22 protein-coding genes are annotated in these 25,648 nt (G+C 72.5%); 9 read left to right on the forward strand and 13 right to left on the reverse strand.

The features are described from left to right. Positions 1-59 precede the first annotated feature (59 nt). From ABD437_RS15670 to ABD437_RS15685, 4 genes are all read right to left on the reverse strand, one after another. Positions 60-1,031 (reverse strand): hypothetical protein, encoded by a 972-nt coding sequence (locus ABD437_RS15670; protein WP_344649570.1) that lies wholly within the window; start codon positions 1,029-1,031, stop codon positions 60-62. Positions 1,032-1,176: 145 nt separating this feature from the next. Further along, positions 1,177-1,452, reverse strand: coding sequence for a hypothetical protein (locus tag ABD437_RS15675; protein WP_344649571.1), 276 nt, complete (start codon positions 1,450-1,452; stop codon positions 1,177-1,179). 3 nt (positions 1,453-1,455) lie between these two features. Continuing rightward, on the reverse strand, positions 1,456-1,908 hold the full coding sequence (locus tag ABD437_RS15680; RefSeq protein ID WP_344649572.1) for a chemotaxis protein CheW: 453 nt from the start codon (positions 1,906-1,908) through the stop codon (positions 1,456-1,458). Beyond that, a complete protein-coding gene (locus ABD437_RS15685; RefSeq protein WP_344649573.1) occupies positions 1,905-4,247 on the reverse strand; it encodes a chemotaxis protein CheW in 2,343 nt (780 codons plus the stop codon). The genes ABD437_RS15680 and ABD437_RS15685 overlap by 4 nt, the downstream gene beginning before the upstream one ends. Before the next feature lie 133 nt (positions 4,248-4,380). Here ABD437_RS15685 and ABD437_RS15690 point away from each other — a divergent pair, with 133 nt between their 5' ends. Continuing rightward, the gene (locus ABD437_RS15690) at positions 4,381-4,749 is read left to right on the forward strand and encodes a response regulator transcription factor (protein ID WP_344649574.1); all 369 of its coding nucleotides are present in this window, start codon (positions 4,381-4,383) and stop codon (positions 4,747-4,749) included. A gap of 19 nt (positions 4,750-4,768) precedes the next feature. Here the strand turns inward: ABD437_RS15690 and ABD437_RS15695 are convergent, their stop codons facing one another. Together ABD437_RS15695 and zapE are read right to left on the reverse strand one after the other, a co-directional pair. Beyond that, on the reverse strand, positions 4,769-6,718 hold the full coding sequence (locus tag ABD437_RS15695; protein ID WP_344649575.1) for a sensor histidine kinase: 1,950 nt from the start codon (positions 6,716-6,718) through the stop codon (positions 4,769-4,771). Between the two features lie 213 nt (positions 6,719-6,931). Continuing rightward, positions 6,932-7,939, reverse strand: a complete 1,008-nt coding sequence (gene zapE, locus ABD437_RS15700) for a cell division protein ZapE (RefSeq protein WP_344649576.1) — start codon at positions 7,937-7,939, stop codon at positions 6,932-6,934. Positions 7,940-7,961: 22 nt separating this feature from the next. Here zapE and ABD437_RS15705 point away from each other — a divergent pair, with 22 nt between their 5' ends. Genes ABD437_RS15705 through ABD437_RS15715 form a run of 3 tightly spaced genes read left to right on the forward strand, consistent with a single transcriptional unit; the run spans position 7,962 to position 11,409 of the window. Beyond that, entirely contained in the window at positions 7,962-8,684 is a 723-nt protein-coding gene (locus ABD437_RS15705) for a pyrimidine reductase family protein (protein ID WP_344649577.1), read from the forward strand. Positions 8,685-8,689: 5 nt separating this feature from the next. Further along, complete coding sequence (locus ABD437_RS15710; protein WP_344649578.1) at positions 8,690-9,832, forward strand: ATP-dependent DNA ligase; 1,143 nt, start codon at positions 8,690-8,692, stop codon at positions 9,830-9,832. 29 nt (positions 9,833-9,861) lie between these two features. Next, positions 9,862-11,409 (forward strand): alpha/beta hydrolase, encoded by a 1,548-nt coding sequence (locus ABD437_RS15715; protein ID WP_425558164.1) that lies wholly within the window; start codon positions 9,862-9,864, stop codon positions 11,407-11,409. Between the two features lie 71 nt (positions 11,410-11,480). Here the strand turns inward: ABD437_RS15715 and ABD437_RS15720 are convergent, their stop codons facing one another. Both ABD437_RS15720 and ligD read right to left on the reverse strand, forming a co-directional pair. Then, the gene (locus tag ABD437_RS15720; protein ID WP_344649580.1) at positions 11,481-12,275 is read right to left on the reverse strand and encodes a dienelactone hydrolase family protein; all 795 of its coding nucleotides are present in this window, start codon (positions 12,273-12,275) and stop codon (positions 11,481-11,483) included. Positions 12,276-12,314: 39 nt separating this feature from the next. After that, positions 12,315-13,355, reverse strand: a complete 1,041-nt coding sequence (ligD, locus tag ABD437_RS15725) for a non-homologous end-joining DNA ligase (RefSeq protein WP_344649581.1) — start codon at positions 13,353-13,355, stop codon at positions 12,315-12,317. Between the two features lie 264 nt (positions 13,356-13,619). Between ligD and ABD437_RS15730 the strand changes: the two genes are divergently transcribed. The 3 genes from ABD437_RS15730 to msrB all read left to right on the forward strand — a co-directional run bounded on the left by ABD437_RS15730 (position 13,620) and on the right by msrB (position 18,079). After that, positions 13,620-14,906, forward strand: a complete 1,287-nt coding sequence (locus tag ABD437_RS15730) for a class I SAM-dependent methyltransferase (protein WP_344649582.1) — start codon at positions 13,620-13,622, stop codon at positions 14,904-14,906. 181 nt (positions 14,907-15,087) lie between these two features. After that, positions 15,088-17,637, forward strand: a complete 2,550-nt coding sequence (locus tag ABD437_RS15735) for a lamin tail domain-containing protein (RefSeq protein WP_344649583.1) — start codon at positions 15,088-15,090, stop codon at positions 17,635-17,637. Positions 17,638-17,659: 22 nt separating this feature from the next. Next, a complete protein-coding gene (gene msrB, locus ABD437_RS15740) occupies positions 17,660-18,079 on the forward strand; it encodes a peptide-methionine (R)-S-oxide reductase MsrB (RefSeq protein ID WP_344649584.1) in 420 nt (139 codons plus the stop codon). 33 nt (positions 18,080-18,112) lie between these two features. Here msrB and hemQ read toward each other — a convergent pair whose 3' ends face one another. Together hemQ and hemG are read right to left on the reverse strand one after the other, a co-directional pair. Then, on the reverse strand, positions 18,113-18,820 hold the full coding sequence (gene hemQ, locus ABD437_RS15745) for a hydrogen peroxide-dependent heme synthase (RefSeq protein ID WP_344649585.1): 708 nt from the start codon (positions 18,818-18,820) through the stop codon (positions 18,113-18,115). Continuing rightward, positions 18,813-20,285 carry a protoporphyrinogen oxidase gene (hemG, locus tag ABD437_RS15750; RefSeq protein ID WP_344649586.1) on the reverse strand — a complete coding sequence of 491 codons (1,473 nt, stop codon included), beginning with the start codon at positions 20,283-20,285 and terminating at the stop codon, positions 18,813-18,815. Before hemG ends, hemQ begins: the two co-directional genes overlap by 8 nt. A 209-nt stretch (positions 20,286-20,494) precedes the next feature. On the opposite strand from hemG, the gene ABD437_RS15755 reads away from it, so the two are divergent. Continuing rightward, on the forward strand, positions 20,495-21,541 hold the full coding sequence (locus ABD437_RS15755) for a DUF4349 domain-containing protein (protein ID WP_344649587.1): 1,047 nt from the start codon (positions 20,495-20,497) through the stop codon (positions 21,539-21,541). 28 nt (positions 21,542-21,569) lie between these two features. On the opposite strand, the gene hemE is transcribed toward ABD437_RS15755, so the two are convergent. After that, positions 21,570-22,709, reverse strand: coding sequence for a uroporphyrinogen decarboxylase (gene hemE, locus ABD437_RS15760; protein WP_344649588.1), 1,140 nt, complete (start codon positions 22,707-22,709; stop codon positions 21,570-21,572). A 175-nt stretch (positions 22,710-22,884) separates the two neighbouring features. Between hemE and ABD437_RS15765 the strand changes: the two genes are divergently transcribed. Continuing rightward, positions 22,885-23,460, forward strand: coding sequence for a DUF3000 domain-containing protein (locus ABD437_RS15765; protein ID WP_344649589.1), 576 nt, complete (start codon positions 22,885-22,887; stop codon positions 23,458-23,460). A 6-nt stretch (positions 23,461-23,466) separates the two neighbouring features. On the opposite strand, the gene ABD437_RS15770 is transcribed toward ABD437_RS15765, so the two are convergent. Further along, positions 23,467-24,324 carry a hypothetical protein gene (locus tag ABD437_RS15770; RefSeq protein WP_344649590.1) on the reverse strand — a complete coding sequence of 286 codons (858 nt, stop codon included), beginning with the start codon at positions 24,322-24,324 and terminating at the stop codon, positions 23,467-23,469. A gap of 30 nt (positions 24,325-24,354) precedes the next feature. After that, a complete protein-coding gene (locus tag ABD437_RS15775) occupies positions 24,355-25,455 on the reverse strand; it encodes a trypsin-like peptidase domain-containing protein (RefSeq protein ID WP_344649591.1) in 1,101 nt (366 codons plus the stop codon). Between the last annotated feature and the right edge of the window lie 193 nt (positions 25,456-25,648).

The raw sequence follows: 25,648 nt of genomic DNA on the forward strand, positions 1-25,648 counted from the left end.
CGTCACGGCGTCCCTATCGGTCACCGGACGGGCAGGCTGAGCGAAAGGTGTGACCCGGGTTACGAGCCGAGCGCGGACGGTCCCAGAGTCGCGAGGACCGGGCCGAGCAAGCGGTGCGCGGTCGCGGCGTCGACGAGGTCGCGCGCCGCGAGAGCCTGCATCGCGCCGCTGAGCAGGTTCCACACGCCGGCGGCCCGCTCGGTGATCGGTATCCCGCTGGTCTCCACTGCCTGGACCAGTAAAAACTGCGCCGCCGCCGCCTCGCGGATCCGGCCGGCCAGGTGCACGGCCCAGGACGCCGAGTGGATCGCCGGGGCCCAGCTGGCCGAGTCGCGCCGACCGGCCTCGGCCGCCTTGTACAGCCGCGCACCGTCCTGCTGGCTCAGGCTGCCGACCCGGTCGAGCAGCGCGCGCACGGACGACTCGGTGGGGCCGAGCGCGGTCTCCCGCTCCGGGAGGCGACGGCTGGCCGCCACCCAGGGAGTCGCCAGGCGCCGCCGGGTGTCGTCGTCGAGCTGTGAGCGCAGGTACCCGGCGACGAGCGCGTCGCAGATCACCGCGGTGGCCGCCGAGGCGGCCTCCGACTGCACCTTGGCCGGCTTGGGGACCGGCTCCCCGTCGCGCTGCACCGGTGGGAACTGGGGCGCGCGGCCGGACTCCGAGCCGTCGGCCGCGCTCCAGGTCCAGTCCAGGACGTCGTACCGGGCACACTGGATCAGGCCGTCCACGGTGCCCAGCGGCGCCCGCTGCAGCAGGCCGAGTGCGGCGCTGGCGCGCTTCTCCACCGAGGCGTCCGGGTCGGCCTTGCTCAGCCCGGCGACGTCACGGACCGTAGGCTGAACGGTGGTGGCGATCTCGACGGCGGCCCACAGATCGGCCCGCTGACCGTCGTCGGAGCGGTACTCGGCGAGCACCTCCAGATCGTCCGGCGTCAGCGTGAGCGCACGCGTGAGGACGTCGGAGACGGCCGCCCCACCCTCGATCCGGGTGAGGTCGAAACCGAGAACGGGGGCGCTGACCAGGCTGTACACGGATGCCAGTCTGACAGCCGTTCGCCGGTCCGCCAAGGGTTCACCGGCGGATGGGATACGTCCAAAAAGGACGTCGCGCGATCGGTTCAAGCGCGCGACGTCCTCTGGTGTGAACTACGGCATACCGTCACGGACGGTGATGTGCTCAGGCGGCCCCGAGCTCGGTGGCGACGCTCTCGGCGTCCCGGGCGAACCGCGGGGCGACGAGCCCGAACGCCTGCAGCGGGTCGCTGCCGGGCGTGTGCGGGTGCTCCAGTGGGCCGAGCGCGCCGATCAGGTCCACGGTGCCGGTCGGCGGCTCCCCCGCCGTCGGCACCGACCCGGTGAGCATCGCCAGCAGCGCGGCCTGCTCGCTCACCGAGTCCAGGAGCCCACGCTCCTCGGCGGTCAGCGCGTCGGTCTTCGTCTTCGATCGGGACATGGTCTACCTCGCCGCGGCTTTGGCCGTGCTCGACGCCAGGTCGACCGCGCGCTTCGCGTCCAGCGCCAGCATCAGCCGGCTGTCGAGCTTGAACGCGCCGATGATCAGCTCACGCAGCGGTCCGGCGAGCGTGTCCGGCGGCGGCTCGAACGTGTCGGACTGCAGTTCGACGACGTCACCGATCTTGTCGACGAGCAGGCTGATCGCCTCGCCCTCCTCCGACACGATGACGTTCATCGACGGCTTGGACATGTCCCTGGGCTCCAGGCCGAGCCGCACCCGCAGGTCCACCGCGGCCATGACCTGACCACGCAGGTTGATCAGGCCGCCGACCGACCGGTCGGCCAGCGGGACGCGCGTGTACTCGCTGAAGCGCAGCACTTCCACGACCTTGGCGACGTCGACCCCGAACAGCTGGTCCGCCACTTCGAAGGTGGTGTATTGACGCGAGCTCATACCGCGCTCATCTCCTCGAGACCGCCGGCGTACTGGTCCTCGTACTCGTCCATCGCGTCGAAGAAGTTGACGTCAGCCGCCAGGATCGCCTGCCGGACGTCGAGCATCTCGGTGACACGCTGCTGGATGACCGCCGAACCGGTGAGGCCGGAGTCGTCCAGGTCGCTGTGGGTGTCGGTCGAGTCCTCGACGATGTCGACGATCTTCTCCACCGCGAGCGCGACGCTGCGGCCGCGCTCGCTGTAGACGACCACCGGCACCGAGTCGCCGTCCTCGGCCGGGTACGCCCCGAGCAGGTGCGCGAGGCGCACCAGCGGCAGGATCCGGCCCCGGTACTGCACCACTTCCCGGCTGCCGACCCGCTCGATCTTCTCGATCGGGAACTCCTCGAGCCGGGTGACCATGTCCAGCGGCACCGCGACGCGGCGGTCGCCGACCCCGGTGATGAGCAGGCGGTTGCCGCTGCCCTGCCGGTTCTGCGACTGCTGGGACTCGGCCCCGAGCCCGCTCTTCTCGACGGCCTGGGCGGCCAGCAGCGAGCGGCGGGCGAGCGACTGGACGTCGAGGATGAGCGCGACCTTTCCGTCGCCGAGGATCGTCGACCCCTGGTACACGCCGATGTCCTTGAGCAGCGTCGCCAAGGGCTTGACCACGATCTCCTCGGTGTTGAGGACCCGGTCGACGACGAGGCCGAAGCGGCGTCCCTCGGCCTGGAGAACCGCGATGTAGACGTCCTTGTCGTTGGAGCCGACCGGCAGGCCGAGGCTCTCGTCCAGGCGGACCAGCGGCAGCAGCTTGCCGCGCAGCCGGTAGACCGGCGCGCCGGAGACGTGCTCGATGTTCTTGTCCGAGGAGCCGTCGACGAACACGAGCTCGTCCACCGCGATCTGCGGGATCGCGTACTGCTCGGTGCTGCACTCGACGGTGAGCGCCTGGATGATCGCCAGCGTCAGCGGGATCGTGAGGCGCCAGACCGTGCCGCGACCCGGCGTCGAGTCGACGTCGACGGTGCCGCCGATCTTCTCGATGTTGGTCTTGACGACGTCCATGCCGACGCCGCGGCCGGAGACGTTCGTGACCTTCTTCGCCGTGGAGAAGCCGGGCTGGAACAGCAGCTGGAGGATGTCGCTGGTCTCCATCCGGGCCAGCTGGTCGCGGGTGATCACGCCGCGGTCGAGCGCGGTGGCCGCGACCCGCTCCGGGTCGATGCCGGCGCCGTCGTCGGCGACCTCGACGACCACGTGGCCACCCTCGTGGTACGCGCGCAGCGTCAGCGTGCCCTCGGGGTTCTTGCCCGCGGCCTGGCGGACGTCCGGCGGCTCGATGCCGTGGTCGACCGCGTTGCGGACGAGGTGGGTCAGCGGGTCCTTGACCGACTCCAGCAGGGACCGGTCGAGCTCGGTGTCCTTGCCCTCCATCGCCAGGCGGATCTGGCGGCCGAGCTGGCTGGAGAGGTCACGGACGACTCGGGGCAGCTTCGACCAGATCTGGTCAATGGGCTGCATCCGGGTCTTCATCACCGATTCCTGCAGCTCGGAGGTGATGAGGTTGAGCCGCTGGGTGGTGCGGGTGAGCGCCGGGTCGCTCATCTCGGAGACGCCGCGGACCAGCTGGTTGCGGGTGAGCACCAGCTCACCGACCAGCCGCATGAGCGCGTCGAGCAGGTCGACGTCGACACGGATCGAGCTCTCGGCGACGCTCCGGCGCTGCGGCGCGGAACCCTCCTCGCCGGGCTCGGGCGGGCCGGGAGGCGCACCGGCACCGCCGGCACGCTGGACGGGCGCCGCGGGTTTGGCCGGCTCCTCGTGCGCGGGCTCCTCGGCGGCCGGCTCGGGCTCGGGCTCGTCGTGCGCCTCGGCGGCCGGAGCCTCGGGCTCGTCGGCGGGCGCCTCGGGAGCCGGGGCCTCCGCCGCGGGTGCGGCCGCGGCCGGAGCCGCCTTGGGCTTGCCCGACCCGTCCTCGATGCAGGCGGTGACCTGCTCGATGACGCTCTGGACGTCGACCTCGCCCTCGGCGCCGTTCTCCTCGATCGAGGTCAGCAGGCCCCGGACCGTGTCGACCATGCGCAGCAGCGCGTTGGCGCTCTCCACGTTCATCGACTGCGCGCCGTCGCGGAGCCGGGAGAGCAGCGATTCACCCGCGTGCGTCACCGTCTCCAGACGGTGGAACGCGAGGAACCCGCTCGTGCCTTTGATCGTGTGGATCGTGCGGAAGATGCTGGACAGCAATTCACGAGAGTCCGGGTGCTGCTCCAGCGCGACCAGGTCCCGGTCGAGTTGGTCGAGGTTCTCATGACTCTCGACCAGGAACTCTTGAACGATGTCGTCCAACTCGTCCACGTCTGTCTCCCTTGGGTCGTCACGCACTTCTTCGACGCGACAGGGGTTCACCTGAGGGAAAGGCGGGGTCGGGCACCTTTCGGTATGCTAACTACGCTAATGTCGGTTATCTGGGCGGCGTACTGGGGGCTAGATGAGTACGGTTCTGATCGCCGACGACGATCCGGACATCTTGGCGCTGGTGACCTTCAAGGTGAAGCAGGCGGGTTACCACCTGGTGACCGCCACCGACGGTGCGGCGGCGCTGGCCGCCGCCCGCGAGACCACGCCGGATCTCGTCGTGCTCGACGTCTCGATGCCCCGCATGTCGGGCCTCGAGGTGTGCCGCGAGCTGCGCAAGGACGCCGCCACCGCGAAGGTTCCGGTGCTGCTGCTGACCGCGCGGGCCCAGGAGGCCGACATCGAGGCCGGCTTCGACGTCGGCGCCGACGACTACGTCGTCAAACCGTTCAGCCCTCGCGAGCTGGTCGCCCGCATCGCCGCGATCCTCGGCCCGGCGTGAGCGGCCCGCTCGACCCGAGCTAGCGCGCCCGCGAGAGGGCCCTGGCCTTGGCGGCCCGGATCGCGGCCTCGCGGGGGTCGAGCGCGGTTTCGGACTCCGAGACGGCGCCGACGGCGCGGGGCAGGGCGATCGTGACCGTCGTGCCCTCACCCACCGCGGAGCGCAGCGTCACCTCGCCGCCGTGGCGTTCGACGATCGACCGGGCGATCGCCAACCCCAGGCCGGTGCCCTGCACCGCGCTGGTCACGGCGTTCGACGCCCGCTGGAACGGCTGGAACAACCGGTCCTGGTCGGCGGCCGGAATCCCCATGCCGGTGTCGACGACCTCGAACACCACGCGGGTGTTCTCGCCGCGCGCGGCGACGCGCACGGACCCGCCGTCCGGCGTGAACTTCACCGCGTTGCCGACGACGTCGTGCAGCACCCGCTCGAGCTGCCGATCGTCGCCCACCACCGCGAGCCCGTCTCCCCCGCCGGCGTCCAGGGCCACCCCCGCACCGGCCGCGACCGGCCCGAACACCTCGCGGACCCCGTCGAGCAGCGACCCCACCTCGACGCGGGTCGCGGTCATCTCCAGGCTCCCGGAGCCGATCCTGGACAGCGTCAGCAGGTCGCCCACCAGCTCACGCAGCCGCTCGGCGTTGCGCTCGACCACTTTCAGGCTGCGTTCCTGCGGATCGGTGAGCTCACCCTGGTCACCGGAGAGCAGAATCTCCAGGTAGCCGAGGATGCTGGTCAACGGCGTCCGCAGTTCGTGCGACACGGTGGAGATGAAGTCGGTCTTCTGGCGGTCGAGGTCCTGGAACCGCTCGGCCAGTTCCCGCTGGTGCTCGTAGACCTGGGCGACGTGCAGCCCGCGGCCGGTGTCGGCGGCGACCGCGTCCAGCAGCACCCGCTCGTCGTCGGACCAGGGGCGGGCACGCACCAGCAGGAGCGAGCCGGTCGACTCGGCGTCGATCGTGAAGATCGTGGTCAGCGCGGCACCGGGTACCGGCTCACCGGCACGCAGCGACTCGACCGCGGGCGTGGCGAGCCCGGGGCGGCTCCAGAGCCGGTCCGCGCCGTCGGCGAGCCGGAGATAGACGTGGTCGGCCTCGAGCACCGCGCCGAGACCGGCGACGACCTCGTCGAGGAGGGCACCCGGATCGAGCGTCGCCCGGACGTTGGCGCCCAGGTCGTGGGCACGCTGCCGGGCCTCGGCCCGGCCCGACTCGGACGAGTGCAGCCGCTGGTGGTCCTCGGCCAGTTCGTTGAGCGCCTCGACGGCCTCCCGGGCGGCCGGCGAACCGGTCGGCCGCCCCCGCGCCGACCGGTCACCCGCGCGCAGGCGGGCGAGGACGGTGCGCATCTCCTCGAACGGTCCGGCGGCTCGGTCGGCGCGCCGCCCCAGCGCGACGACCAGCCCGGCCGCGAGCACCGCCAGCAGGGCCGTCACCAGGTCGCTGACCTGCCCGACCCGGCGTGCACGCTCGCGCTCGGCCGTGAGTTCGGCGTCGAACTCCCGGGTGGCGTCGGCGTTCGCCGATCGGAGCCGGGCGAACTGCCGCTCGCCCCGCAGAATCACCGAGACGTCGGCACTGCCGGTCGGGGCGTCGCCGAGCGGGGCACTGGACGCCACCCAGGCGTCGGCCTCGTCGACCTCGGCCGCCACCAGCGTGCGGAGCGGATCGTGGTCGGCGGCCTCGCGGACCGCCGACCGCGCGGTGGCGTAGCCGGCCAGGCCACGCCGGTACGAGTCGAGCAGCGACGGGTCGCCGGTCAGCTGGTAGCCGCGCAGGCCGGTCTGGGCTTCGGTGAGGGAACGGAGCAGGTCGGCGTTGGCCGCCGCGGCGTCGGTCGCGCGGCGTACCCGCTCGTCGTACCGGGACGCGACGTAGTGACCGACGGCCAGACGGGCGCCGCCGAGCAACAGGAGAAGCGCCACCAGCGCGCCGGCAACGGCGCGTACGGTGCTCGCCGGTGAGGTCATACGCAGGTGTTACCACCCCTTCAGAACAAATGCCCCTTTCGCGGCGACTTATTATTACTCACTCCCCTTACCAGGGGTACCCGGGTCCGTCGCACACTGGGGACGTGATCTGTCCGGCCTGTCGCGAGGGTCGCCACGCCGAGTGCCGCGGTGGCACCTGGTGCTCCTGTCAGCACCGCACGCCCCGCCCGCCCCAGCGCCCGAACGGCCCGTCTACCGAGTAGCGCCTTCGCGGGCCAGCGCGGTGAGCCGCGACAGCGCGCGCAGGTACTTCTTGCGGTACCCACCGGCCAGCATCTCCGGCGGGAAGATCGCGTCGACCGGACGGCCGGACGCGAACACCGGCAGGCTGCGGTCGTAGAGCCGGTCCACCAGCACCACGACGCGCAACGCGGTGTTCTGGTCGCCGACCGGCGCCAACCCGGTGAGCCCGACCGCCTCGACGCCGTCGAGCAGGGCGCCGTACCGGGACGGGTGCAGGCTCGCCAGGTGCGCCAGCAGCGTCGGCCAGTCGTCGATGCTGGCCGCCGGGTGCGCCGCGACCCGCTCGGCCACCGTGTCCTCGTCGAGCGGCGCCGGTGGCTCGACCGCGTCCCGGTGCCGGTAGTCGGGGCCGTCGACCCGGACCGCGTCGAAGCGCGCGGAGAGCGCCTGGATCTCGCGGAGGAAGTCCTCGGCGGCGAACCGGCCCTCACCCAGCTTGTCGGGCAGCGTGTTCGACGTCGCGGCCAACGCGACCCCACGCTCCACCAGGCGGGTGAGCAGCGACGAGACCAGCACGGTGTCGCCCGGGTCGTCGAGCTCGAACTCGTCGACGCAGAGCAGGCGCAGCGTCCCCAGCGCGTCCACCGTGCCGGCGAAGCCGAGCGCACCGACCAGGTGGGTGAGCTCGACGAACGTGCCGTACCCGGCCGGCTGCGGCGCCGCGTGCCAGAGCGAGGTCAGCAGGTGCGTCTTGCCGACGCCGAAACCGCCGTCGAGGTAGATGCCCGGCTTCTGCTCCGGCGTACGGGCCGCGCGCCGGAACAGGCCCTTGCGCGGCGGTGGCGCGGACAGCCGCTCGGCGAACGCCCGGACGGCGGCGAGCGCCGCGGCCTGCGACGGCTCGTTCGGATCGGGGCGGTAGGTCTCGAAGCGCGCGTCCGCGAACCGGGGCGGTGGAACGAGTTCGGCGACGAGCCGAGCCGGAGCGACCTCGGGCTGCCGGTCGGAGAGGTGCACAGTACGAGCCTACGGTGGGCCCATGCGCCTCCTGCACCCTGCCGCCGCCGACCTCGACGACGCCGCGCTCGAGCGGCTGTACGCCACCGACCGGAGCGTGCCGCGGCTGCGGATGAACTTCGTCGCCAGCGTCGACGGCGCGGTCAGCGTCGACGGTCTCTCCGCCGGCCTGCAGAGCCCGGCCGACAAGCGGGTCTTCAAGCTCCTCCGTGGCTGGTGCGACGGTCTCGTGGTCGCGGCCGGCACCGCGCTGGCCGAGGACTACGGCCCGGTGACGCTCGACGCCGAGCGGCGCGCCCGCCGCGAAGCGCTCGGCCTGGCCGCGGTGCCGACGCTCGTCGTGGTCTCCGGGTCGCTCTCGATCCCGCCGACGCACCCGTCGCTGGTCGACGCGCCGGTGCGTCCGATCGTGGTCACCGGCCCGGACGCGCCGGCCGACCGGCGCCGCGCGATCGAGGCGGTGGCCGACGTGATCGACGAGGCCGACTTCACCGCGGCGCTGCGCGAGCGCGGCCTGAGCCAGCTGCTCTGCGAGGGCGGACCGCACCTGTTCGCTTCACTGACCGCCGCGGACCGCGTCGATGAAATCTGCCTGACGATCAGCCCGCAGCTGGCCGGCGGTGGGCCGGGCCGGATCAGCGCCGGCACCCACTCCCCCGACCCCCGGTCGCTCGCGCTCGCCCACGTCGTCGAAGACGAGGGTGTGCTGTTGCTGCGTTATTGTCGCCCCTCTCTGCTTCACTGACCGGCATGAGTCCAGGTTCCGGCAGTGACGAAGACGTGCAGTGGGGGCTGCCGGTCGCACCCCCGGTCGACCCGATGCTGGCCAGCCCGGTGAAAGGCATCCCCGCCGGCGAGGGCCTGTACTACGAGCCGAAGTTCGACGGGTTCCGCTGCCTGATCTTCCGCGAGGGCGATCGGGTCGTGCTCGGCAGCCGCGGCAACAAGGAGCTGCAGCGTTACTTCCCCGAGGTGGTCGAGGAGGTTCGTAGCTCGCTGCCGGAGCGGTGCGTCGTCGACGGCGAGCTCGTCGTGGTCGTCGACGACCGGCTCGACTTCGACGCGCTGGCGCAGCGCATCCACCCGGCCGCGTCACGCGTCAACCTGCTCGCCGAGCAGACGCCGGCGCACTTCATCGCGTTCGACCTGCTGGCGCTCGGCGACGAGTCGCTGCTGGAGGCCGGGTACGCCGAGCGCCGGGCCCGGCTGGCCACGCTGTTCGGGGAGGACGGCGGCCCGTCCGGCCCGCGCACCCACCTCACGCCGGTGACCACCGACCCGGAGACCGCCCGGTCGTGGTTCGAGCAGTTCGAGGGCGCCGGGCTCGACGGGCTGATCGTCAAGGCGGCCGACGGTCCTTACGAGCCCGGCAAGCGCACGATGAAGAAGGTGAAGCACGCCCGCACGGCCGACTGCGTGGTGGCCGGCTTCCGCTGGCACAAGTCCGGCCCGATCGTCGGTTCGCTGCTGCTCGGCCTCTACGACGACGAGGGGAACCTGCACCACGTCGGGGTGTCGGCGTCGTTCACCGCGAAGCGGCGCGCGGAGCTGGTGGAGGAGCTGGAGCAGTACCGGCTGTCCGATGTGTCCGAGCATCCGTGGTCGGCGTGGGCGGAGCAGACCGCGGAGGCACCGCCGCCGGGCGAGTCGGCCCCCACCCGCATGCCCGGCGCACCGAGCCGGTGGACCGGCAAGAAGGACCTGTCGTGGCAACCGCTGCGGCCCGAGCTCGTCGTCGAAGTGGCCTACGACCACATGGAAGGCGACCGATTCCGGCATACTGCGCGTTTCGAGCGTTGGCGACCCGACCGGGAACCCCGTTCATGCACTTATGCTCAGCTCGACCGTCCTGTCCGGTTTGACCTGGAACGCGTACTGAAGGGCTCTCCGTGAAGTTGCGCCGCTCCCCCCGGCTCTCCCTCGTGATAGTCAGCATCACTGCCGCCGTCGGGTTGTCCGCGTGCGGCACGAACGTCGCCGACGGCGAGTGGAGAACCGTCCCCCGCGCCGATTCGTCGAGCTCGGCGCCCTCGGCCGCTCCCTCGGCCGCTCCGGACACGAGCACGGCGAAGTGGACGGACTGCAAAGCCGAGATCGAGCGGTCGATCGGCACGTCGCTCTCCGGCGTCCGGGTGGACTGCGGGGCGGTGCGCGTCCCGCAGGACTGGGCGAACCCCACCGGCGCGACGTTCGACGTCGCGATGGTGCGGGTGCGGCGCACCGACCAGAAGAACCGGATCGGCTCGCTGCTGGTCAACCCGGGTGGTCCCGGCGCCTCCGGCATCGAGCTGGCCGCGCAGACCCCGCTGTTCCTGCCGGGCGAGGTCATGGAGCGCTTCGACGTCATCGGGTTCGACCCGCGCGGCGTCGGCAAGTCCGCTCCGGTCGACTGCCTCTCGGCGGCCAGCAAGGACGCCACCACCGCGGCCAACCCCGATCCCGCGCCGCAGTCGGAGTTCGACGCGCAGGTCAAGCTCTGGCGCGCGTCGATCAACCCGTGCGTGAGCAAGTACGGGCAGTCGCTCGGCTACTACAGCACCGAGCAGACCGCGCGCGACATGGACGCGATCCGCGAGGCCGTCGGCGACGCGAAGATGACCTACCTCGGCTACTCGTACGGCACGCTGCTCGGCGCGGTCTACGCCCACCTCTACCCCGGGCGCATCCGGGCGTTCGTCCTCGACGGCGCGGTCGACCCGAACCTCGACGGCATCACCGCCTCGGAGGGGCAGGCCGCCGGCTTCGAGAAGGCGTTCGACAACTTCGCGGCCGCGTGCCGGGCGCGGGGCGCCAACTGCCTGATCGGCCCGGAAGCCCGGCGCACGCTGCACGACGTGCTGGTCAAGGTCCAGCGGAAGCCGGTGGCCGGGCGCGGCGGCGAGAAGCGGACGGCCACCACCGGGCACGTGCTCTCCGCGGTGACCGCGGCGCTGTACGTGAAGTCGCAGTGGCCGACGCTGGAGAAGGCCATCGCCGACGTGGCCAAGGGCGACCCCACGACCGTGTTCGCGCTGAACGACAGCTTCACCGGGCGCAACGCCGACGGCTCGTACAACAACATGACCGACGCGTTCACCGCGATCGGCTGCACCGACGAGCGGAACCCGCCCACCGTGGCGCAGGTCCGCACGTTGCAGACCGAGTGGCGGCGCAAGTACCCGCTGTTCGGCGCCCCGCTGGCGATGACGTTGCTCAGCTGCGCGGTCTGGCCGGGCTCGCACGACCCGTACCCGGTCGGGGCGGCGTTCGGCGCGCCGCCGATCGTCGTGGTCGGCACCACCGGCGACCCGGCGACGCCGTACGCGAACACCGCCAAGCTCGCCGGTGGACTCGGCACCGGCCATATCGTCACGTGGCAGGGCGAGGGGCACACGGCATACCCGCAGACGACCTGCATCCGGGAGAACATCAGCAACTACCTGCTGACCACCAACCCCCCACCCGACGGCCTCACCTGCCCGGCCAACTAGGTGGGCGGCCCGCCCAGAACGACGCCCTGGGCGGGCTCCAGGTCAGAGCGGAAATGCGCCTCCGGCGCATTTCACAAATGCTGCTGGAACCAGGCTGTCGTCAGGGTCGCTACCGAGTCGAGGCAGCCTGGTTCTTCGAATAGGTGGGTCGCGCCTGCCACCACCTCGACGCGGGCGAGGCCGCCCAGGGCGTCCGCGGCCTGGCGGTTGAGCTCGAGCACCGGGTGGTCGAGTGCGCCGACCACCAGCAGCGTCGGCGCCGCCACCGTGGTGAGCCAGCTGCTCGCGAGGTCGGGCCGGCCACCGCGGCTCACCACCGCACGCACGGTCTCCGGACGCTGCGCGGCCGCCGCGAGCGCGCCCGCGGCCCCGGTGCTGGCGCCGTAGAGCCCGACCGGCAGGCCCTGGGTGTCGGCGTGCTCCCCCACCCAGCCCACCGACTCGTCCACCCGCCGGGCGAGCAGGTCGATGTCGAACCGCACCCGGCCGGTGCGCTGGTCCTCCTGCTCCTCGGCCGGGGTGAACAGGTCGACGAGCAGTACCGCGAACCCGGCGCGGTAGAGCGCCTTGGCCACCTGACGGTTACGCGGGCTGTGCCGCGAACTACCCGAACCGTGCGCGAACACCACCACACCCCGCGCGGTCTCCGGGAGACCGAGCCGCCCCTCGAGCTCCGCGTCGCTGACCCGGACGAGCACGTCGGACACGTGCTCGGTGCCGACCGCGGCCGCCTTTCCGGTACCGGCCTGCGGGTGACTGTGCGGCGAAAGCGTCCGCTGCGGGCGATTGAACGAGGTTCGGGCCTGCTCGGGCATGCGCGCCTCCTGTGGGCGGGTCGCACCGGAGTGCCGGTCACCGTCGAGCATGACCCGAAGATGTGGCCCGCGTCACCCTCCGGCCGGGGATTACTCCCTTTTGCGAGCCCTCGACGGCTGCACCCGCATCGGCTCCCCCTCCATTTTCGGGTAGTTCGGGGGATAGGGGGCATCGCCGAGGTCATGGTCCCGCGCGTCCCGCTCCGACCACTCCAGCAACGGTTCGATCCCCACCGACTCCTCGTCGATCCCGGCGTGCAGATCGCCGAGCGACGCGAACCGCTCCGGCACGGTGCGGATCGTGAAGTCCTCGCTCTCCACGTCCGGCAGTTCGTCCCACGTGATCGGCGCCGACACCAACGCGCCGGCCCGGCCGCGGATGCTGTAGGCGCTGGCGATCGTCCGGTCACGCGCGTTCTGGTTGAAGTCGACGAAGACCTTCTCGCCGCGCTCCTCCTTCCACCAGGCGGTGGTGGCGAGGTCCGGCACCCGGCGCTCGACCTCGCGGGCGAACGCCAGCGCGGCCCGGCGCACCTCGGTGAACGTCCAGTCGGGCCGGATCCGGACGTAGATGTGGATGCCGCGGTTGCCCGACGTCTTGGGCCACCCGGTCCAGCCCAGCTCGGTGAGGATCTCGTGCACCACCCCACCGACCCGGCGCGCCTCGGCGAGCCCGGTGCCGGGCTGCGGGTCGAGGTCGATGCGCAGTTCGTCGGGCTGCTCGGTGTTCGCCCGCCGGGAATGCCAGGGGTGGAACTCCACCGTCGACATCTGCACGGCCCAGATCACCGACGCGAGCTCGGTGACGCACAGCTCGTCGGCGCTCCGCCCGCTGGGGAACTTGACCTGGACGCTCTGCACCCAGTCGGGCGCGCCTTTCGGCAGCCGCTTCTGGTAGATCTTCTCGCCCTCGACCCCGCCGGAGTACACGCCGTCGGGGTAGCGGTGCAGCATGCACGGGCGTTCGCGGAGCGCTCGCACGATGCCGTCGCCGACCGACAGGTAGTACTTCGCGATGTCGAGTTTGGTGGCGTGCGGGTCGTCGAAGTAGACCCGGTCGGGGTTGCTGATGCGGACCGTCCGGTCGCCGACGGTGAGCTCAACGGCCGGAGACGCTGCTTTGGACGCCATGTCAGCACGGTACCGGCGGGAATACCCGCGCACGGCTAACAGCTGTGGTCGCCATCACCGTATTTATTCGACGCGTCAGGCGCTCTTCAGGGTGCATGATCGACGAAAAGAAGTTGGTTTAAGCAACCTCATAGTTGCGGTTGCCAACAAGACCTCGTGACTCCACCGCGCTCCCACGGTGGGTGAGCGAAAGGACAAGCAGTCATGACGTACCTGGCGTCAGAGCATGCCACGGTTGCCGACCGGTTACACCCTGTAGTCAACATGATCTTCGGGGCCGAGCCTCCCGTCCGCATCCGGGCCTGGGACGGCAGCACTCTCGGCCCCTCGGATCACGAGGGCGGCCCCACCCTGGTGATCCGCAACCGCCGCGCCCTGCGACGGCTGGTCTGGTCGCCGAACGAGGTCGGGATGGCCCGCGCCTTCGTCTCCGGCGATCTCACCGTCGAAGGCGACTTCATCGGCGCGCTCGACCGCATGCTCCACCTGTTCGACGCGACCCAGGGCATGCACCTCTCCAGCGCCGACAAGCGCCTGCTCGTCGCCTCGGCGATGCGGCTCGGCGCGATCGGCAGCAACCCGCCGCCGCCCCCGGAGGAGATGCGCCCGACCACCGGCATGCTGCACAGCATCCGCCGGGACGCCGCGGCCATCGGCCACCACTACAACGTCGGCAACGACTTCTACCGGCTCGTGCTGGGCGAGTCGATGACGTACTCGTGCGCGTACTGGCCGGACCTGGACGCGGAGAACCCGGCCACGACGCTCGAGCAGGCCCAGACCAACAAGGTCGAGCTCATCGCCCGCAAGCTGGGCCTCGAGCCCGGGATGCGGATGCTCGACGTCGGCTGCGGCTGGGGCACGATGGCGATCCACGCGGCCCGTGAGTACGGCGTGCACGTCGTCGGCGTCACCAACTCCCACGAGCAGGCCGTCGGTGCGGCCAAGCGTGCCGCCGTGGCGGGCGTCGCCGACCTGGTCGAGATCCGCGAGCAGGACTACCGCGACATCGACGACGGCCCGTACGACGCGATCTCCAGCATCGGCATGGCCGAGCACGTCGGCACCGACCAGTGGCGCGGCTACGCCGAGCTGCTCTACGGCCTGCTCAAACCGGGCGGCCGGCTGCTCAGCCACCAGATCACCCAGCCGCCGACGGTCACCGAGACGCTCCAGTCGCGCCGGCAGGGCAAGACCGAGCGGACGTTCATCACCGCGTACGTGTTCCCGGACGGCGAACTGCAGTCGGTCGGCTGGATCTCCGACCAGCTCGAGACCGTGGGGTTCGAGGTGCGTGACGTCGAGTCGCTGCGCGAGCACTACGCGCGGACGCTGCGGGCCTGGGTGAGCAATCTGGAGCAGAACTGGTCCGAGGCCGTCCGGCTGACCAGCGTCGGCCGGGCCCGGGTCTGGCGCCTCTACATGGCCGGCTCGGCGCTCGCGTTCGACCGGAACCGGATCGCGATCCACCAGGTGCTCGCGGTGCGCCCGGACCGCAAGGGCCAGAGCCACATGCCGCCGACACGAGCGTCGTACGCCAGCGTCGACTGACCGACTCGGCCGTTCGGCTGACCCCTGTATCCCCCGGTAGCCGGTCCAGTCCACCGGACCGGCTACCGAGGGTTAAGGGCCTCTACGCCCGTACCCGAATCGTCGTACTCCCCCGGTAGCGTGTTCGCTCGTGGGACGGAACCGTACGTCGGGGAGGCATGCGCATCAGGTAAGGCATGCGGTGACGAGGCGTCCCCAGCGCCACGCCCGGCGCAACGAGTTCACGAAGCTCTCGTTCTACTTACCCACCGCGTTCCCGGTCCTGCTCCTCGCGATCGCGCTGGGCGCCACCGCCACCTCGTCGACGGTCGGCACCGCGTCCCGCCCCGCCGATCTCGTCATCAGCCAGATCTACGGCGGTGGCGGCGAGCCCGGTTCGATCTGGACCGCGGACTTCGTCGAGCTGACCAACCGCGGCGACGAACCGGTCGACCTGCGTGGGTGGAGCGTGCAGTACGCACCGCCGCGCGAGCGGGCCTGGGGCGTCACCGAGCTGTCCGGGCGCATCCCGGCCGGCGGCCGGTACCTGATCGCGCAGGCCGGCGGCCAGAACGGCACCACCCACCTGCCGAAGGCCGACATCACCGGCTCGCTCGACCTCGGGTCCACCAGCGGCAAGGTCGCGCTCGTCCACGCGGTGGAGGCCCTGCACTGCGTCGCCAGCTGCACCACCGTCGAGGGGGTGCGTGACTTCGTCGGCTACGGCAACGCCGACGACGCCGAGGGCCGCCCCGCCCCGGCGCTCTCCAACACCACCTCGATCGTCCGGCGCGACATCACGGTCCCGGCCGACCAGGGCACCTCGACGATCGAGGACGACCCGGGCGGCCCGGCCGGTGTCGAGAACGCGAAACAGCAGGACCGCGGCGTGCCGGGTATCGACGGCAGCGGCGGGGTGGACAGCGGCAGCAACGCCGCGGACTTCGTGGTGGCCACGCCGGCGCCGCCGGGCGGCCAGGGCGACAAGGCCGGGCGCACCGCGCGCATCGCCGACATCCAGGGCCGCTCGCACACGTCGCCGCTCGCCGGGCGCCTGGTCACCTCGGTCCCCGGCGTGGTCACCGCGGTGGGGCGCACCGGGTTCTGGATGCAGGATCCCGACCCCGACGACGATCCGGCCACCAGCGACGGGCTGTTCGTCTACACCGGCAACGCGCCCCGGGTCCAGAGTGGCGACACGGTGCGGGTGGCCGGCACGGTCACCGAGTACCGGCCCGGCGGCGCCGCCGGTGCCGACAACCTGACCACCACCGAGCTGATCCGGCCGACGGTCTCCGTCGTCTCCAGCGCGGCCCGGCGGCCGGTGCCGGTCCTGATCGGACCGGGCGGCCGGATGCCCCCCACCCAGATCCGCACGGACGCTCCCGGCGACGTCGAATCCACCCGGCTGTTCGCACCGACGCTCAACGCGCTCGACTTCTACGAATCGCTCGAGGGCATGCTGGTGCGGCTCACCAACCCGACGGTCGTCGGCCCCACCAGCGTCGACGGCCAGCTCCCGGTCCTTCCGGCCGGCGGCGCCGGTTCCTCCCGGACGACCCACGGCGGCCTGCGCCTGACCGACACCGATCCCAACACCGAACGGATCGTGCTCGACGACCTGCTGACGCCGCTCCCGGTGGCCAACGTGGGCGACCAGCTGCCCGGCTCGCTCGACGGCGTGCTCGACTACGGCGCCGGTGACTACCGGGTCGAGCTGCTGTCCACACCGGCGATCCGGGCCGGCAAGACCAAACCGGAGACCGCGCGGGCGCCGAAGCCCGACGAGCTGACGGTCTCCAGCATCGACATCAGCGGCGCGGACCCGAACGGCGCCGGCGGCCGTCTCCGGCAGCTGGCCACCACCGTGGTCCGCGGCCTCCGCGCGCCCGACGTCCTCGTCGTCGAGGAGATGCCCGACGACGACGGCGCCGACTACGACACCGAGGTCGGCGCCGAGAAGGGGTGGGCGGCCCTGGTCGAGGCGATCCGCGCCGCCGGCGGCCCCCGGTACGAGGTGCGCCAGATCGATCCGGTCAGCCGGCGGGACGGCTCCGGCGCGGAGAACCGCCGGATCGGCTTCCTCTTCAACCCCGCGCGCGTGTCGTTCGTCGACCGCGGCGCCGGTGACGCCACCCAGGGCACCGAGGTCGAGACCACGGACGGCGAGGTCGCGCTGACGCTCTCGCCGGGCCGGGTCGCCCCGAACGCCACCGCGTTCCGCGACGCCAGAAAGTCGCTCGCGGGCGAGTTCCGGTTCCGGGGGCGGACCGTGTTCGTCGTCGGCAACGACTTCGCGTCCGGCCGGGGCGACGGCCCGCTCTACGGCCGGCAGCAGCCACCGCGTCAGACGTCCGAGCAGCAGCGCGGAAGCCAGGCGTCGGCCGTGCGCACGTTCGTCGACGCACTGCTCGGCGCCGACCGGGACGCGGCGGTGGTCGTGGTCGGCGGCATCGCCGACACCGACGGCTCCCCCACGCTCGGGCTGCTCACCGACGGCGGCACGCTGGACGACGTCGCCACGAAGCTGCCGGCCGCCGACCGGTACAGCGTGGTGTCCGAGGGCAACGCGTTCCTGCTCGACCACGTGCTCGTCAGCCCCGCGCTGAGCGGCGGCGCGGAGGTGGACGTCGTGCACGCCCAGGCCGACTTCGCGTCCCGCTGGTCCGACCGCGATCCGTTGGTCGGCTACCTGCGGCTCGCGAAGGGCTCGGAGGCCTCGCCGGACGATTCGGCCCCGGCAACTCCGTGAACCGCGCGGTACCGTTGGGGGCATGACTCAGCAGACGCGGCCGACTGTTGTCAAGTCGGATGCGGAGTGGCGCGCTCAGCTCACCCCGCAGGAGTTCCACGTTCTTCGTGAGGCCGGCACCGAGCGGGCCTTCACCGGGGAATACACCGACACCAAGACCGTCGGTGTCTACCACTGCCGTGCCTGTGGGACGGAGCTGTTCCGGTCCGAGACCAAGTTCGAATCGCACTGCGGCTGGCCGAGCTTCTACGCGCCGTCGGAGGCGAAGAACGTCGTCCTGATCGAGGACAACACGCTCGGCATGCGCCGCGTCGAGGTGCGCTGCGCGACGTGCGACTCGCACCTCGGGCACGTGTTCCACGGCGAGGGGTACGGCACGCCGACCGACGACCGGTACTGCATCAACTCGATCTCGTTGACGCTGGAGCCGGCCGAGAAGTGAGGAGCCGGGGCCCTCTCGGGCCCCGGACCCGTCTCACGGCAGGGCGGCGACGATCTCCGCGACCGGCTTGCGGCGGCCGGTGTAGAACGGCACCTCCTCGCGGACGTGACGCCGCGCGGTCGACGCCCGCAGGTCACGCATCAGGTCGACCATGCGGTGCAGCTCGTCGGCCTCGAACGCCAGCATCCACTCGTAGTCGCCCAGCGCGAACGACGCGACCGTGTTCGCACGCACGTCGGCGTAGCCGCGCGCCATCTTGCCGTGCTCGGCGAGCATCGCGCGGCGCTCCTCGTCCGGCAGCAGGTACCACTCGTAGGACCGGACGAACGGGTACACGCACACGTAGTCGCGTGCCTGCTCCTCGGCCAGGAACGCCGGGATGTGGCTGCGGTTGAACTCGGCCGGGCGGTGCAGCGCCAGCTGCGACCAGACCGGTTGCAGGTGCGCACCCAGCTCGGTGCGCCGCAGCCGCGCGTACGCCTCCTGGAGTGCGTCCGCGGTCGGCGCGTGCCACCACACCATGAAGTCGGCGTCGGCACGCAGCCCCGAGACGTCGTAGACGCCGCGGACCACGACGTCCTTCTGCCCGAGCTGTTCGATCAGCTCCTCGACCTCGGTGGTCAGCGACGTCCGGTCGGCCGGGAGCCGGTCCGAGGCCCGGAACACCGACCACATCGTGTAGCGGATCGAGTCGTTGAGCTCCCGGATCCGCTGGGCGTTCGGGTTGTTTCCCTCAGCCATGAACAGGCTCTCCTCTCCTGATGGCCGGCAGAGCAGCCAGGATTCGGTCCGCGGCGGCCTGCCCCGAGCGGATGCAGGCCGGGATGCCGACGCCGTCGTAGGCGGCCCCGGCCAGTGCCAGTGTCGGTTCGGCCGCCAGCGCGGCCCGCACCGACGCCACCCGGTCGAGGTGGCCCGGCGCGTACTGCGGCAGCGCGCCGCCCCAGCGGTTCACCTGGGCCCCGAGCGGCGCCGGCCAGCCGGCCGCGAGCGGCACGAGCGTGGCGAGCTCGGCCCGCACGGCGGCGATCAGTGACTCGTCGTCCAGTTGGAGCGCGGTCTCCTCGCCGTAGCGGCCCACCGAGGCACGCACGACGGTGACCGGCTCGCCGGTGTACCCGTCCAGCACGTGCCCCCACTTCTGGGAGACGTAGGTGACCGCCTTGACCAGCCGGCCGGAACTCGCGGGCACCAGCGCGCCGGTGCCCGGCGGCAGCGCCACCCGGCCCGGGAGCACCAGCGACACGAGCGCCACGCTCGCGTACTCCAGCACGCCGACGGTCCCGGCCGCGACCGGGTGCACGTCGGCGAGCAGCCGCGACGCCGGGGCGGCGGGCACCGCGAGCACGACGGCGTCGGCGGCGATCGTCGTGCCGACGCCCACCGAGCCGGCCGAGCCGAGCGTGAGTTGCCAGCCGTCCGGCGTCCGGCGCAGCGAGCGGACCGGCAGACCGGTGCGGATCGCCGCCCTCGACTCGTGGGCGACGGCCGTGACCAGGCGGGACAGCCCGCCGCGGACGGTGCCGAAGACCGGGGTGTTCGGCGCGGCCGTGCCCCGGTTGGCCCGCGCGGCCTTGAGCAGGGAGGGCTGGTCGGCCAGACCGGCCGCCAGCGCGGGCATCGTCGCGCGCAGCGAGAGCCGGTCGGCGCGACCGGCGTAGACCCCGCCGAGCAGGGGTTCGACCAGCCGGTCGACGACCTCGGGCCCGAGCCGGTCGGCGATCAACGCCCCGACCGCGACGTCCCCCTCACCGAGGGGCGTACCGGGCCGTCCGGGTTCGGCCCGCACGCGTGCCAGGCCCTCGTCGCTCAGCACCCCGGACGCGGCGACCGCTTCCAGGTCGACCGGGACGCCCAGCACGGTGCCGGCCGGGAGCGCACGCAGCGAGCCGTCCACCCAGACCGTCGCGCCCGACGCCGTCGGGCTGACCAGGTCGTCCCCGAGGCCCACCCGCTCGGCCAGTGCCCGGCCCTCGGGCACCCGGAGCAGGAACGACTCGGCGCCGTCCTCGATCGGCACCCCGGCGACCCGGCCGGTGCGCAGCTTCCCGCCGACGCTGCCGGCCTGCTCGACCACGGTGACCGTCGTGCCCTCCGGCGCGGCGTCACGCAGGCGGAGCGCGGCGGCGAGACCGGCGATGCCACCGCCGATCACGACGACGTGCGGGGGTCGGGTGAATCGGTCCTCGAACAGCACGGAACCCATCGTGCCGCACCTCGCACGCCCGGTGCCCGCGCCGACCCCCGCGAATCAGCCGATGGTGGGCAGCGTCACGCGTCCGGGCTCCCGGATCCGACCCGGTCACGACGTCACAACGAGGCGGCAACGAAGCCGGTGGGGATGCAACCGCGAGGGCCACGCTCACGTCGTAGTCGCACAGGTTCGAATCCGCGATGCCGACGAGAGGGACCACCATGGACGTTCGCCACCGGCGCCGGTTGCCGGCACTGGCCGCAGTGCTACTGGCCGGCCTGCTGCTCGCCGGGTGCAGCGGCGGCGGGGCCGACGACTCCGGCTCGTCCGCGGAGACCAGCCGTGACCTGGCCGCCCCGGCACCGCAGGGCGCCCAGGACCAGAAGTCCGGTGGCACCGGCACCGGGCCGACCCAGCTCGGCACCGCGAGCCGGCCGCTGGTCTACACCGGGGCGATGGACGTGACCGCGGGCGACGTGCCCGGCGCCGCCCGGACAGCGATCGCCGCGACGAAGGCCGCCGGCGGTTACGTCGCCGCCGACGAACGCCACGTCACCGGCCCGGACGACGACATCTCGGCCACGCTCACGCTCAAGGTGCCGTCGACGAGGTTCACCGACACCATCGACGCGCTCGCCAAGCTCGGCACCGAGACCTCACGCAACCTGGGCACCGCGGACCAGCAGACGGCCTCGATCGACATCGACGCGCGGATCGCCGCGCAGCGGGCCAGCGTCAGCCGGGTCAGGGCGCTGCTCCGGCGGGCCACGTCGATCACCGAGCTGACGACGATCGAGCGCGAGCTGACCACGCGGGAGAGCGAGCTGGCGACCTCCGAGGCGGCCAAGCGCTCGCTCACCGACCAGGTCTCGTACTCGACGATCACGCTGTCGCTCACCGAGCCGTCGGCGCCGCCGAAGCCCGAGCCGAAGCAGGAGCGCGGGCTGCTCGTCGGCCTGCAGAACGGCTGGAGCGCGTTCGTCACGACCGTCGTCGTGCTGCTGACGATCCTCGGGTGGCTCGCGCCGTTCCTGATCGGGTTCGCGATCATCGGTGTGCCGCTCTGGTGGGCGCTGCGCCGTTACCGTCCGCGCCGCCCCGCTCCGGTGTCCCCCGCGCCGTCGGACCTCTACCGGTTCCTCCGGGCGCCGGACCCGGCCGCCGAACCCGCTCCGGTGCCGGCCGGAACACCGGCTCCGGGCGCTCCCTCACCCCAGGAGCCAGCGGCTCCGGCGCCGACGGACGGCCCGGAGCGGCCCACCTCCTGACCGTGGCTGAGCCGGGCTCCGGCCCGGCTCAGCCCTCGCGGCGGGAGTGCTCGTGGACGAGCTCGACGACCCGGGTGAGCACACCCGGGTCGGTCTCCGGCAGCACGCCGTGCCCCAGGTTGAAGATGTGCCCCGGTGCGGCGGCCCCGTCCGCGAGCACCCGCCGGACGTGCTCGGCCACTACCCGCTCGTCGGCCAGCAGCACCGCGGGGTCGAGGTTGCCCTGCACCGCGCGGTCGGGGCCGACCCGGCTGGACGCGGTGGCCAGCGGCGTACGCCAGTCCACGCCGACCACGTCGGCCCCGGCCTCGGCCATGGCCGGGAGGAGCTCGGCGGTACCCACCCCGAAGTGGATGCGCGGTACCCCGGTGGCCCCGACCTCGGCCAGCACCCGGGCCGAGTGCGGCTGCACGTACGTGCGGTAGTCGGCCTCCGACAGCGCTCCGGCCCACGAGTCGAACAGCTGCACCGCGGACGCACCGGCCGCGATCTGCACGCGCAGGAACGCCGACGAGATCGTCGCGAGACGGTCGCAGAGCGCGTGCCAGAGCTCGGGCTCGCCGTACATCAGGGCCTTGGTGCGGGCGTGCGTCCGGGACGGGCCGCCCTCCACCAGGTAGCTCGCCAACGTGAACGGCGCACCGGCGAAACCGATCAGCGGGGTGGCCCCCAGCTCGCCGACGAGCGTGCCGACCGCCTCGGTGACGTACGGGACGTCGTCGGGCTCCAGCGGACGCAGCCGCTCGAGGTCGGCGGCCGAGCCGAACGGTTCGTCGACGACCGGGCCCACCCCGGCGACGATGTCGAGCCCCACCCCGACCGCGATCAGCGGCACGACGATGTCGGAGAAGAAAATCGCCGCGTCGACGTGGTGACGCCGGATCGGCTGCAGCGTGATCTCGGTCACAAGGTCGGCCCGGCGGCAGGAATCGAGCATGCCGATGCCCTCGCGCAGCTTGCGGTACTCGGGCAGGGACCGGCCGGCCTGACGCATGAACCACACCGGCGTGTGCGTCACCGACTCGCGTCGGCAGGCCCGCAGGAACGGCCCGTCGGCCAGCTCGGCGGGTACCGGCGCACGCCCGGTGACCTGCCGCGCTGCGGCGTCCGAGCCGAGATCGACCGCGGGGCGCGGCGTGCCGCCGATGGGCGTTGCGGTGTCGGTCATGTCGGCCATGGTTTCACGGCGGCGCGCGTCGCCGTCCGGCGGAGCGTTCGCCCGCGACCCGTGGTGGCGCGGTCGTCGTCGGCCCGGTCCGCGGATCCGCGGACGCACGCCCGCACGGCCGGCGAACGGCGCGCCGCGCTGCGCGGCCTCCGCCGCTCCCCCTACGCTCTGGAGCATGGCCCCCGACGGCGCCGAGCCTGACCCCTTCGCACGCGCCGTGGCGACGTTGCGCGCGGTTCGGACCCGGCCGGAAATCCTCCTCGAGGAGGTGCCGGCACCGCAGCGGCTCGCCCCGCGCAGCTTCGCCCTCTCCGGAACCGTCGTCCGCGGCGACGAGGAGGTCGCCACCGGCCGGCTGATCGTCCTGCACGACCCGTCCGGCCAGGAGGCCTGGGACGGGCACTGGCGGGTGGTCTCGTACGTCACCGCGGAGCTGGAATCCGAGATGGGCACCGACCCGATGCTCGCCGCGGTCGGCTGGAGCTGGCTCCTCGACGCCCTCGACCTGGCCGGCGCCCGGTACGGGGCCATCGGCGGCACCGTGACGCAGGTCAGCTCCACCCGGTTCGGCGATCTGGCCGGGCCGCCGACCAGCTCGGACGTCGAGGTACGCGCGTCCTGGACGCCGATGCTCGACACCGCACCCGACCTGGCGCCCCACCTGGACGCCTGGTGCGGCCTGCTGGCCTCGACGGCCGGCCTCCCCCCGCCCGGAGTCACGCTCCTGGCGGCCCACCACAACTCGGCTTGAGAGCGTCTACTCCGCCGGTAGGAGTTTTTCGGCCTTCGTGCAGGGCGCGTCGAGCTGGGCGATCAGCGAGTCGGTCTTGGCCTTGTCGCCCTTGCCGATCGCGTCCAGCGCCTGGATGACGAGCTTCAGGCACTTGGCGATGATCTGCTTGTCGGAGTTCGCGGTGCCCAGCGAGTCCTTCGTGCCGTCGAGCTGCTGCTCGGTGTTCGTCAGCTTGGTCTTGGTGTCGGTGAGGTCCTTCTCCAGCGTCGAGACCTTGGAGTCGCGCTCCTCGATCGTCTTCTCGGCCGCGGTGAGCTTGGCCTGGGTGTCGTTCTGCTCGCCGTTCTTGGCGATGTACAGCCCGCTCATCGTGAGACCGACGACGAGCAGCACCGCGGTGGCCGCCCCGAGGATCGCCACCAGCCGGTTCCGGCCGCCCGGCGGACGTCCGACCGCCGACGGGCCCACCTCGGCCGCACCGGGTAACGGCGCGGTGGGGTAACCGCCGGTCGGGATCGGCCCGGTGGCGTAGGCCGGGCCGTAGCCGGCGGACGCCGGCCGCCCGTAATTGGGCACCCCGGGGTGCGGCGGTGCCGACGGAGGTGGGGGTGCCGACACCGGCGCGGGTGCGTGGCCGGGCACTGCGGTCGGCGGCGCGGACGTGGGCGGAACCGGCTGGGGGGCGAGCCCCGGCACCGAGTACTCGGCCCCCGACACCGGCGCGGCGTACTCGTCAGGGGTGCCGGACGTCGCCGGGAACGGGCTCGCGGCGGGCTGGGCCCACGGGTCGGCCGCCGGCGGTGGCGTGGCGCGCGGGTCGGTCGGGTAGGGGGAACCTGGTTGGTAGGGGCCGTTCTGGTTGCCGTAGCCCGGGTCGGACACGGGTGCCTCCAGGGTCGTTCAGGTGGCGGTTCAGCAGGAGAGGAGGCCCTTGCAGGCCTCGCCGATGGGGATGGCGAGGCCGAGCCCGTCGGCTCCCTCGGCGATGATCTTGGCTTGCGCGATGCCGACGACCTCGCCCTCGGCGTTGATCACCGGCCCGCCGGAGTTGCCGGGGTTGATCGCGGCGTCGAACTGGATGACCCGCGTCGCCAGGCCCTCGACGTCGTCGCGGATCGCGCTGACCACGCCGGTGGTGACGGTGTCGGTCAGACCGAGCGGCGCACCGACGACGATCACCGGGTCACCCGGCTCCACCTCCTCCTCGGACGGCTTGAGCGGGGTGAACTTCGCCTTCGTCTTCAGGACGGCCAGGTCGCGGTTCTTGTCGGTCTGCTCGATCGTGACCGGGTAGGTCTCCGAGTCGCGGGTGATCGTCGCGTTCTTCCCGCCGGAGGAGACCAGCGAGTCGACGACGTGGTAGTTCGTGATCAGCAGCGTGCCGCCGCCGGGGGCGGTGGCGAACGCGAACGCGGTGCCGGTGGCCTGACCGGCGCGCACGCTGAACACCGACGGCAGCACCTTCTTGGCGACCGCGGTGGAGTTGAGCGTGCCCTCGGTGCGTTCCTCGAGGGACTGCACCCGCTTGGTGAGGTTCGACGCGTCCTCGCGGTCCTTGGCCGACGCGGTCTCGGCCTTGGTCTGCGCCGCCTGGGCGTCGTCCAGGTCCCCGGAGAGGTTCACCAGGAAAACGCCCTGCACGATGACGACGATCAGCAGCACGATCGCGAGCACCAGCCCGATCAGGCCGAACGGCCGCGGGCCCCGGTCGGCACGCGCCGGGGGTAACCCGCCGCCGGGCGGCCCGGACCCGAACGGCGCCGCGCTGGTCGGACCACCCGAGCCGGGAAAACCGCTGCCGGGGAACCCGGAGCCGGGGGCCGGCGTGCCGGGGTGCGGGTAGCCGGTGCCGTACGGGGGCGCCGAGGCCGGCGGGGCGGACTCCGGCGCGGTGGTGCCGAACGCGCCGTACCCGTTGGTCGGCGGGGCGAAGGAGCTGGTGGGGTGGGCGAACGCTTCGGTCGGGCGGCTCGGCGCCGGGCCCGTGGTCTGGCTCGGCGTCGGCGGGGGCACCGGCGAGCCGCTGTACTGGGAGGGTTGCGGCCAGCCACTGACCGGCGGCCGCGGGCCCGGTAACGGGCCGGTCGGTGCACCGTGCGTTGCGGGCGCAGCGGACGTGTCGTCCCCGCGGTCTGACATCGTGAGCTGCCCTTCTCCACCGGCTTACCAGACCTCACCGTACTGATCGGCGTCGACCGGGTCGACA

Origin of the sequence: Cryptosporangium japonicum (assembly GCF_039524755.1) — a bacterium.
In the GTDB taxonomy this organism is placed as follows: domain Bacteria; phylum Actinomycetota; class Actinomycetes; order Mycobacteriales; family Cryptosporangiaceae; genus Cryptosporangium; species Cryptosporangium japonicum.